Below are 9,636 nucleotides of genomic sequence, written 5' to 3'. Positions count from 1 at the left end.
GGGGCCAACTCCACCCCCCCCCCCGCGACGCGGCCGGCCCCGCAGGGCGGGGCCGCCCCGGGTCGCGTGCGGGGTCAGCGGGCGATCTCGGTGACCCGGGACTCGCGGACCACTGTCACCCGGATCTGACCCGGGTAGGTCAGCTCCTCCTCGATCTGCTTGGCCACGTCCCGGGCGAGGACCGCCGCGCCGATGTCGTCGACGTCGTCCGGCTTGACCATCACCCGGATCTCCCGGCCCGCCTGCATCGCGAAGACCTTCTCCACGCCGATCTTGCCGGCGGCGATCTCCTCGATCCGTTCCAGCCGCTTGACGTACGCCTCCAGGCTCTCCCGCCGGGCCCCCGGCCGCCCGCCCGAGCACGCGTCGGAGGCCTGGGTGAGGACCGCCTCGATGGTCTGCGGCGGCACCTCGTTGTGGTGCGCCTCGATGGCGTGCACCACGTCCTCGCTCTCGCCGTACTTGCGGGCCAGGTCGGCACCGATGATGGCGTGACTGCCCTCCACCTCGTGGGTGAGCGCCTTGCCGATGTCGTGCAGGAACGCCGACCGCTTGATCGTCGGCACGTCCAACCGCAGCTCGGCGGCCATGATCCCGGCGATGTGCGCGGTCTCCACCAGGTGCTTGAGCACGTTCTGCCCGTACGACGTGCGGTAGCGCAGCCGGCCGAGCAGGGTGACCAGCTCCGGGTGGATCTCGGTGATGCCCACCTCGACCAGGGCGTCCTCGGCGGCCCGGTGGCACAGCTCCTCCACCTCTTGGCGGGCCAGGTCGTGCACCTCCTCGATCCGGTGCGGGTGGATGCGCCCGTCGAGCACCAGCTTCTCCAGGGTGAGCCGGCCGACCTCGCGGCGCACCGGGTCGAAGCAGGACAGCAGCACCGCCTCCGGGGTGTCGTCGATGATCAGGTTGACCCCGGTCACCGACTCGAAGGCGCGGATGTTGCGCCCCTCCCGGCCGATGATCCGCCCCTTCATCTCGTCCCCCGGCAGGTGCAGCACACTGACCACGCTCTCCGCGGTCTGCTCGCTGGCCACCCGCTGGATGGCGTCCACCACGATGTGCCGGGCGCGCTGCTCGGCGGTGTTGCGGGCGTCGGACTCGATGTCCCGCACCAGCAGCGCCGCCTCCCGCTTCGCCTGCGTCTCGATCGCCTCGATCAGCTCGGTGCGGGCCGAGTCGGCGGTGAGCCCGGCGACGCGTTCCAGTTCCCGCCGGCGCTGCTCCTCGGCCACCGTCAGGGCGGCCTCCCGGGCGGTGACCGCCGCCTCCCGCTCGGCCAGCGCGGCACTGGCGGCGGTGAGCTGCCGCTCCCGTTCGGCCAGCCGCTCCACCTCCTCGGTGTGCAGCCGCTCCCGCTCGTCCATCCGGGCGGCCCGGCGTTCCACCTCGGCCGCCTGCTCCCGCGTCGTCGCGGCGAGCACCGCCACCTCACGCTCACCGCTACGCCGGGCGCTGGCCCGCAACTGCTCGGCGTCCGCCTCGGCCTGCTTGTGCGCCCGCTCCAGGACGGTGTCCGCCTCGGCGCGGGCGTCGTCGAGGACCCGCCGGGCCTCCGCGCGGGCCGACTTCGCCTCCGCCTTCGCCCCGGCCGCCTCGGCCCGCGCCGCCGAGGCGGCGGACTTCGCCACGTCGATGGTGCTGTTCACCTCGTCGGCGGCGCTGCGCAGCGCGGCCAGCGACTGTTCCTGCCGGTCCTTCTCCGCGATGAAGGCGGGATCGTCCGGGGCGGGGGCGGTGCCGATCCGGCGCAGCGCCCGTACGCCGACCAGGACGACGCCGACCACGACGAGGGCGAGGAGCCCGACGACGATCAGGAGCACCACGTCGAAGGTGCTCATGCCGGCGTCCCGTCACCCGGGCCGGTGGGCCGCAACACCGTGCCGGCGCGACCGTGCGCGCCACCACCTCCTGGGGACCCCCGGTCCCTGTGCCGACCAGCCATGGTCGCGCCTCCCCAAACGTCTACGCCGCAGGGGAACCGTGCCGACGGGCACGCCACCTCTGCGGCTCCGGACGCCCGACCGAGCGGCTGGCCGTGGGTACAGCTCTCCGTCGGCGGTGCCCATGCGGCATCGCCGACAGCCGGGTGCAGTTGTCGGGTCGGCTCCGGACCGGCTGTCCGGAGGGACCGTCAAGGCCGGTGGAGCTGGCCAAAGTGATGCGGTTCTGTTACGCGATCTATGTTGTGCGCTTAGCCTGCGCTTGGTCGGGCAAAGTGAGCCTGTATGGCGAGGCTAGGTCGCGGGAGGCCGTTCGGTCAAGAACTCATGATCAAACCCCCCGAACGGAGAGAGTTGGCAACGTCACCCACTGGTGATCCAAATCCGGACACGGCGCTGCAAAAATCCCAAAAATCCGCAGTGGTGGGGCCGGACCCGGTCGGGTCAGCGGGCACCCAGTGCGCGGGCGCAGCCCGCCAGGGCGGCGTTGTCGGGGGCGGGTGAGCCGTCCGGCAGACGCAGGGTGTCCTCCAGACCGATCCTGGTGTCCAGGCCCCGGCGGAGCGCCTCCAGGAGCACCGGCCAGGTCGCCGGCCCCTCGCCGTGCAGCAGCACCGGAGGATCACCGGGGGCGAGACGGGCGAGCATGTCGGCGGCGTCGGCCAGCGCCCGGTCCGGCTCGTCGGCCAGGCACTCGACCAGGACCCGCCCGGCGGGCACCCGCCAGCCCCGCCAGGCGCGGACCGCGTCCACCGTCCAGAGGCCGGCCTCGACCAGCACACCCCGCTCGTGCAGCGCCGCCGCGACCGCCTCGGCACCGTCCTCGTGGGCGTTGACCGAGGCGAAGTCGGGTAGCACCGACCAGGCACGGACAGCGGCGACCCGGTCGGCCGGGTCGGGTGCGATCCACGCGCCGGTGCTCACCCCCACCGGCAGCCCCGGCCGGGCGGCGCGGATCGTGGTCACCGCCTCGGCGATCACCGACGGCGACAGCGACTCGGCACCGTCGGCGTCCCGGGGATGGACGTGCACCGCCGCCACCCCCAGCGCGGCACAGCGGACCGCGTCGGCGGCCAGCTCGGCTGCGGTCAGCGGCACGGCGGGATGCTCGTCGCGCCGTCGTGCACCGTTGAGGGACGCCTTCCACACGGTCAGCCCCGCTCGCCCTCGGCGTCGGCCAGCGCGTCGGCGTCGATCTGCTCGGCGAACTCGGCCGCCTCGGCGCTCTGGGCGGCCAGGGCGTCCTTCACCGCCCGGATCGCCACCCCGGGCGGATAACCCTTGCGGGCGAGCATGCCGACCAGCCGGCGGAACACCGCGTCGGGCTCGCCCCGGGCGGTCCGAAGCTTCCGGTCGACCAGGGCGCGGGCGGTCTGCGCCTCGGTCTCCTCGTCCAACTCGCCGAGCGCCTCGCTGGCCACCTCGCCGTCCACGCCACGCTGGCGCAGCTCGTTGGCCAGGGCCCGGCGGGCCAGCCCGCGACCGTTGTGCCGGCTGGATACCCAGGCGCGGGCGAAGGCCGCGTCGTCGATGATGCCGACCTCGTCGTAACGGTCGAGCACCTGGGCGGACACCTCGTCGGAGATGCCCTTCTTCGCCAGCGCCCCGGCCAGCTCGGCCCGGGTACGCGGGCGCACCGCGAGCTGCCGCAGGCAGATCTCCCGGGCCAGCTCGCCCTCGTCCCGGGGGGTCGGCTCGACCTGCCCCGGCGCGTCCTCGTCGGCCCGTCCCCGGCGACCCCGACGGGGGCGGGTGCCACCGGCCCGGGTCGGATCGTCGGCATCGGTGCGGGAGGGGTCGTCGGCACCCGCGCGGGGTGGGGAGGCGTCCCACCCCCGCCCCGTGCGGGCGCGTCGTCCTGCCATCGGGGGGCGACCGGTCAGAAGTCGACAGGCGGCAGCTCAGGGCCACCGGCGGCGTCACCCGCGCCGACCCCGACCCCGAGCTTCTCCAGGATCTTCTTCTCGATCTCGGCGGCCACGTCCGGGTTCTCCTTCATGAACTCCCGGGCCTTCTCCTTGCCCTGGCCGAGCTGGTCACCGTCGTAGGTGTACCAGGCGCCGGACTTGCGGATGATCGCCTGCTCCACGCCGACGTCGATCAGCGAGCCCTCGCGGGAGATGCCCTTGCCGTACATGATGTCGAACTCGGCCTGCTTGAACGGCGCGGCGACCTTGTTCTTCACGACCTTGACCCGGGTGCGGTTACCGACCACGTCGGTGCCGTCCTTGAGGCTCTCGATGCGGCGCACGTCGAGCCGGACCGAGGCGTAGAACTTCAGCGCCCTACCACCGGTGGTGGTCTCGGGCGAGCCGAACATGACGCCGATCTTCTCGCGGAGCTGGTTGATGAAGATCGCCGTGGTGCCCGTGTTGTTGAGCACGCCGGTGATCTTCCGCAGCGCCTGGCTCATCAGCCGGGCCTGGAGACCGACGTGGCTGTCACCCATCTCGCCCTCGATCTCGGCGCGCGGCACCAGGGCCGCCACCGAGTCGATCACGATGATGTCGATCGCGCCGGAGCGGACCAGCATGTCGGTGATCTCCAGCGCCTGCTCGCCGGTGTCCGGCTGGGAGACCAGCAGGGCGTCGGTGTCGACGCCGAGCGCCTTGGCGTAGTCGGGGTCGAGCGCGTGCTCGGCGTCGACGAAGGCGGCGATGCCGCCGGCCCGCTGGGCGTTGGCCACCGCGTGCAGGGCGACCGTGGTCTTACCGCTGGACTCGGGGCCGTAGATCTCGACGACCCGGCCCCGGGGCAGGCCACCCACGCCGAGCGCCACGTCGAGCGCGATGGAACCGGTCGGGATGACCGAGGTCTGGACGACCGGGCGCTCGCCCAGCCGCATCACCGACCCCTTGCCGAACTGCTTGTCGATCTGAGCGAGAGCAAGGTCGAGTGCCTTCTCCCGGTCGGGCCCTGCGGCCATGTTTGCCACTCCTGCCTTCGCCGGCGTCTTTCCTGAGCTTCGCGTCACGCGGGACACGCTAGGCGCTGGGTCCGACAGAAAACCAGCCGACGGGCCGCGAGCTGTGGACGAGCACCCCGCTGTGGACAATAGCCGAACAGGTGTACGAGTCGGCAAGCGACACGCGGACGGGGTTCGACGGCAGCTCAGCGTAGTCGCGCCGGCACCCGGTCGGGGTACGCGGCGACCACCGCCCGCCACACCACGTGGGTCTGCTCGCCGGCCGCGAGGGCCTGCTCGATGGTCCGCCCGTCGAGGTGGGAGAGCACCTGGTCGCTGGCGATGCTGGTCGCGTAGCCCGACCCGAACGCCTCGTCCAGCCGGGTCCAGAAGTCGGTCAACCGCACGTGATCACTCCTCCTCGTCGGGCACCGCCGGTGGCACCCGACGCAACGCTAGCGCCACCAGCGGCACCACCGCGATCGCCGCCAGCAGGGTCAGGGTCGGATAACCCGCCACCCGCATGACAAACCCGCTGGCCGCCGCCGCGCCCGCCCCGGCCAGCCCCATCGTCAGGTCGGAGAGCCCCTGCACGCTGGGGCGTACCCGGGACGGCACCGCCTCGGACAGCAGCGTCGAACCGGCCACCATGGTCGCCGACCAGCCCAGCCCGAGCAGGGCCAGGCCGACCGAGAGGCGCGGCGTGTGGTGCCCGGCGGTACCGGCTACCGCGCACGCCGAAAGCAGGGTGCCGACGCCGACGAGGATCACCGCGCGCCGGCCCCACCGGTCGGTGAGCCAACCCACCACCGGCGAGAACGCGTACATGCCGGCGATGTGCACGCTCAGCACGATGCCGACCACCCGCAGCACGTCCGCGTCCGAGTGCGACTCGCCGAGGCGTACCGGGGTCATCGCCATCACCGCGACCATCACCAGGTGGCCGACCGCGACGGCGGCGATGCCCAGCCGCGCCGCCGGCCGGCCGCGCACCACCCGCCAGGCCGCCCGCATGCCCTCCCGCCGTGCGCCCGGCGCGGTCGTCGCCGGGGTGGCGGCCCCGGGCGACGCACCCGCCTCGGCCGCCGCGAGCCGCCGCGCGGTGAGCAGCGGGTCGGGCCGCAGCAACAGCAGCAGTACGACCGCAGCCAGGCCGAACGCGACGGCGCTGAACGCGAACGGGCCGGCCAGCGACGGCAGCCCCCAGGACCGGGTGACCCGGTCGGCGAGCGCGGCGAAGTTGGGCGCCGCCACCGAGCCGATGGTGGTGGCCCAGACGACCAGGGAGAGCTGCCGGCCCCGGCGGGCCGGTTCGGCGAGGTCCACCGCCGTGTAGCGGGCCTGGAGGTTGGCCGCCGTGCCGCCGCCGAACAGCAGCATCCCGAGGAAGAGCAGCGGCACCCCGCCGGTGACCGTGGCGAGCACCACCAGCAGCGCCCCGACCGCCCCGGTCAGGTAGGCCACCACCAGCCCCGGCCGCCGGCCGTGCCCGTTCATGATCCGGGTGACGGGTACGGCGAGCAGCGCCGCGCCGACCACCCCGCAGCTCTGCGCCAGCCCCGCCACGGCGGTGCCGGCGACCCGGGCCGCCAGCAGCGCCCCGACGGAGATGCCGATCGCCACCCCGACCCCACCGATGGTCTGGGTGGCGACGAGCAGCCGCAACGTACGCCGCTGGATCGGGGCGACGTCGGGCCGGGCGGGCACACGCAGGTCGACGGTCATCGCAGCTCCTGGTCCGGGGAGGCAATCCTCGCGCAGTCGACCCCCCGCCCGCACCGGGGTTCCCGGGCACGCCGGAGCCGGGCCCGGCCAGGGTTGCCGGAGTCGGGCCCGGCCGGGAGTTCCGGGGCCGGCCGGGGTCGGGCAGGGCCGGAGTTCCCGGGCGCGCGGCCCCGCGGTCAGCCGGTCAGGACGCGGGCGGCGACCGTGAGGTCGTCCACCAGCCCCCGGTAGGCGACGTCCTGGTTGTCGGCGCGCAGCACCGCCGACGGGTGGATGGTGGCGAGCACCCGGGCGGCGGGCGCGTCGGCGACCGTGCCGGCGCGGTCCACCGGGACCCGGGTGAAGTCCTCCGGGTGCTCGGCGGCGGCGGGCCAGGGCAGCAGCTCGCCGCGCTGCCGGGTGACCCGGAACGTCGGGCCGAGCAGGGCCTTCGCCGCCGTCGCGCCGAGCACCACCACCAGGTCGGGGCGGAGCCGGGCGAACTCGGCGACCAGCCACGGCCGGCAGGCGACGATGTGCACCCGGTCCGGGGTCTGGTGGATACGACGCCGGCCGCGCAACTCGTGCCGGAAGTGCTTCACCGCGTTGGTGATGTAGAGGTGGGCCGGGTCGAGACCGGCGTCGTCGACCGCCCGACGCAGCAGCCGGCCGGCCGGACCGACGAAGGGCAGCCCGTGCTGGTCCTCCAGGTCGCCTGGCTGCTCGCCGACGAAGACCACCCGGGCGCTCTCGTCGCCCCGGCCGAAGACGGTCTGGGTGGCGTCCCGGTACAGCTCGCAGCCCCGGCAACCGGCGGCTGCGGCCCGCAGCTCGGCAAGTGTGCCGGCCTGTGGCGGGATGAACTGCTGGGCACCGGGTGCGTCGGTCTGCTCGGCCATGGCGACTGTTCTACCCGGTCGTGTCGGGAGTCCACGAGGGACCCGCCGGGCGTCCCGTCAGCCCGGGATCCTTACGCTTCCTCGTCGCTTTCGAGCAGGTGCGGACGCTTCTCGGCGATCCACGCCTCCACATCGGACTTGAGCCAGACGTTGCCCATCCTGAGGGTCGCCGCCGGAGCCGGGAAGTCCCGTCGGTTGATCAGGATGTAGGCGCGCTGCCGGGAGACGCCCAGGCGTTCCTGGATCTCTGCCGCACCCATCAACGCTACTTCCACCCGTCAGACGCTACGGATACAGCATGCGCACGCTTCCAGAAGCGGAGACTCTATACCCAACTCGCTCTTCGGATGTAAGGTTTACGTCACGTAAACCCCTAGCGTCAGGAGCGTTCGGCATGTCCCGTTGCAAGTGGTTCCGCCGGCCGGCTGAGCCCATTGACGTCGCACAACGGGCCAGGCCCCTGCCCCCGACGGCGCCTGCCGGGCGGCACTCCCCCGCCGGCCGGCGGGCCGCGCCGCGTCGACAGGTCCCCGAGGTGAGGTGGGGCGCGCGCCGCTCCGGCCGGCCCAACCGGGGGTGCTGGCCCGATGCCTGAGCCGCGATCCGGCGAGCCACCGTTCGCCGTGGTGATGGCCGGTTACGTCGTCGACTTCCACCACCGCAACGCCTGCTCCAGGTGCCGGACGGACGGCTCGTGCGCCCGCCTCGCCGACGCGGGCGCAACGTTGCGCGCCTGGCGGGACCGGCGCGTCCAGCGGGAGCTGCGCGCCCGACGGGACCGGGGCGGCCGGTGAGGGCCGGCGACCTGGTGTACGTGACCAGCGCCGCCAGCGTGCAGTTCCTCCGGCCCATCCGGGTGCGGGTCATCCGGGTGCTCGACTGGCCCACGTACGACGGATGGGTCTGGTTGGAGGGCTACCAACTGGACGCGGCCGGCGACGCGGTCGCCCGCCGGAAGGTCTTCGTACGCCCGGCGGGGTTGACCACGCCGCCGGAGCCGACCCCCGGGCAGCGGGGCGGGAGCGGGCCGACGGCTCGGGTCAGGCGGTGAAACCGACCGGGCCGGCGGGGCGGACCGCCGCCGCCACCGCGTCGGCCAGCGGCACGAGGTCGGCGTCGTCGAGCGCGCTGACCGTGATCCGCACGGCGGGCGGGCTGCCGAGCCGGGAGAGGCCGCCGGGCGCGACCGACCAGCCGGTGTCGCGCAGCGCGGTGACCGTGGCGGTCTCGTCGGGCACCGGCAGCCAGACGTTGATGCCGCTGCGGCCGTGCCCCGCCACGCCCCGGTCGGCGAGCGCGGCGAGCAGCCCCCGGCGGCGACGTTCGTAGGCGTCGGCGGCCCGGTCGACCAGGGCGGTGGTGGCCGGATCGCGCCAGAGCGACAGGACGAGCCGTTGCAGGACGGTGGAGACCCAGCCGGCCCCCACCCTGGCCCGGCCGGCCACCCGGGACACCGTCACCTCGTCACCGGCCAGCACCGCAAGCCGCAGGTCGGGCCCGTAGGGCTTGCTGACCGAGCGGACGAACGCCCAGGTCGGGGTGGCCCCGGCCAGCGGGTGCACCGGCAGCCGGGACAGCTCGGCGGCGTGGTCGTCCTCGATCAGCAGCAGGTCGGGGCGGCCGGCGAGCAGGGCCCGCAACTCCCCGGCCCGGCCGGCGGAGACGGCGGCACCCGTCGGATTCTGCGCCCGGCTGGTCACCACCAGCGCCCGCACCCCGAGCGCGACCGCGTCACGCACCCCGGACACGACGGGCCCCTCGTCGTCGACCGGGAAGCCGACCGGCCGCAACCCGAGCGCGGCGACCAGGTCGAGCAGGTTGGCCCAGCCCGGGTCCTCCAGGCCCACCGCGTCACCGGGGCGCCGGTGGGTGGCGAGCAGCCGTTCGATGCCGTCGAGCGCGCCCCCCGTGACGGTCAACTCGTCGGCGGGCACCCCGTCGGCGGCCAGCCGGGAGCGGGCGGCCTCGGCCAGGGCAGGGTGCACGCCGGTCGTTGCGTACCCGACGGGTGGGCCGACCGTGTCGGCGAGCGCGGCCAGGTGCGGGCCGAACTGCGGCAGCAGCCGGGGGTCGGGTTGCCCGTGGGACACGTCCCGGGTGCCGGGTGCCGGGGCCGGAGCGTGCGCGGCGCGCCGGGGGGCGACCGGCGGCCGGGGCCGCACCCGGGTGCCGTGCCGGCCGGCGG

General features: G+C 74.4%; 11 protein-coding genes. 2 read left to right on the top strand and 9 right to left on the bottom strand.

What is annotated here, in order from left to right; genetic code table 11:
* Positions 1–74: 74 nt before the first annotated feature.
* The 8 genes from rny to ACOJTC_RS04160 form a co-directional block, all read right to left on the bottom strand.
* Positions 75–1,841, bottom strand: a complete 1,767-nt coding sequence (rny, locus tag ACOJTC_RS04195) for a ribonuclease Y (RefSeq protein ID WP_420115826.1) — start codon at positions 1,839–1,841, stop codon at positions 75–77.
* Positions 1,842–2,387: 546 nt separating this feature from the next.
* On the bottom strand, positions 2,388–3,092 hold the full coding sequence (locus tag ACOJTC_RS04190) for a 3-keto-5-aminohexanoate cleavage protein (RefSeq protein WP_420115825.1): 705 nt from the start codon (positions 3,090–3,092) through the stop codon (positions 2,388–2,390).
* Positions 3,093–3,094: 2 nt separating this feature from the next.
* Entirely contained in the window at positions 3,095–3,808 is a 714-nt protein-coding gene (locus ACOJTC_RS04185) for a regulatory protein RecX (RefSeq protein ID WP_420115824.1), read from the bottom strand.
* Positions 3,809–3,822: 14 nt separating this feature from the next.
* On the bottom strand, positions 3,823–4,869 hold the full coding sequence (gene recA, locus ACOJTC_RS04180; protein ID WP_088647146.1) for a recombinase RecA: 1,047 nt from the start codon (positions 4,867–4,869) through the stop codon (positions 3,823–3,825).
* 185 nt (positions 4,870–5,054) lie between these two features.
* A complete protein-coding gene (locus tag ACOJTC_RS04175; protein WP_420115823.1) occupies positions 5,055–5,255 on the bottom strand; it encodes a DUF3046 domain-containing protein in 201 nt (66 codons plus the stop codon).
* A 4-nt stretch (positions 5,256–5,259) separates the two neighbouring features.
* The gene (locus tag ACOJTC_RS04170; RefSeq protein ID WP_420115822.1) at positions 5,260–6,573 is read right to left on the bottom strand and encodes an MFS transporter; all 1,314 of its coding nucleotides are present in this window, start codon (positions 6,571–6,573) and stop codon (positions 5,260–5,262) included.
* Between the two features lie 176 nt (positions 6,574–6,749).
* Positions 6,750–7,451 (bottom strand): UdgX family uracil-DNA binding protein, encoded by a 702-nt coding sequence (locus tag ACOJTC_RS04165; RefSeq protein ID WP_420115821.1) that lies wholly within the window; start codon positions 7,449–7,451, stop codon positions 6,750–6,752.
* A gap of 71 nt (positions 7,452–7,522) precedes the next feature.
* Positions 7,523–7,726 (bottom strand): helix-turn-helix transcriptional regulator, encoded by a 204-nt coding sequence (locus tag ACOJTC_RS04160; protein WP_420115820.1) that lies wholly within the window; start codon positions 7,724–7,726, stop codon positions 7,523–7,525.
* A 312-nt stretch (positions 7,727–8,038) separates the two neighbouring features.
* On the opposite strand from ACOJTC_RS04160, the gene ACOJTC_RS04155 reads away from it, so the two are divergent.
* Together ACOJTC_RS04155 and ACOJTC_RS04150 are read left to right on the top strand one after the other, a co-directional pair.
* Positions 8,039–8,245, top strand: coding sequence for a hypothetical protein (locus tag ACOJTC_RS04155; protein WP_420115819.1), 207 nt, complete (start codon positions 8,039–8,041; stop codon positions 8,243–8,245).
* Entirely contained in the window at positions 8,242–8,502 is a 261-nt protein-coding gene (locus tag ACOJTC_RS04150; protein ID WP_420115818.1) for a hypothetical protein, read from the top strand. Before ACOJTC_RS04155 ends, ACOJTC_RS04150 begins: the two co-directional genes overlap by 4 nt.
* Here ACOJTC_RS04150 and ACOJTC_RS04145 read toward each other — a convergent pair.
* On the bottom strand, positions 8,492–9,636 hold a 1,145-nt coding region (locus ACOJTC_RS04145; RefSeq protein WP_420115817.1), incomplete at its 5' end, for an aminotransferase class I/II-fold pyridoxal phosphate-dependent enzyme. The two genes, ACOJTC_RS04150 and ACOJTC_RS04145, sit on opposite strands and share 11 nt — an antisense overlap.

This window comes from Micromonospora sp. (genome assembly GCF_048594385.1).
Lineage (GTDB): Bacteria > Actinomycetota > Actinomycetes > Mycobacteriales > Micromonosporaceae > Micromonospora > Micromonospora wenchangensis.
The sequence above is the reverse complement of the archived record's forward strand: the minus strand, read 5'-3'. Positions and strand labels throughout refer to the sequence as shown.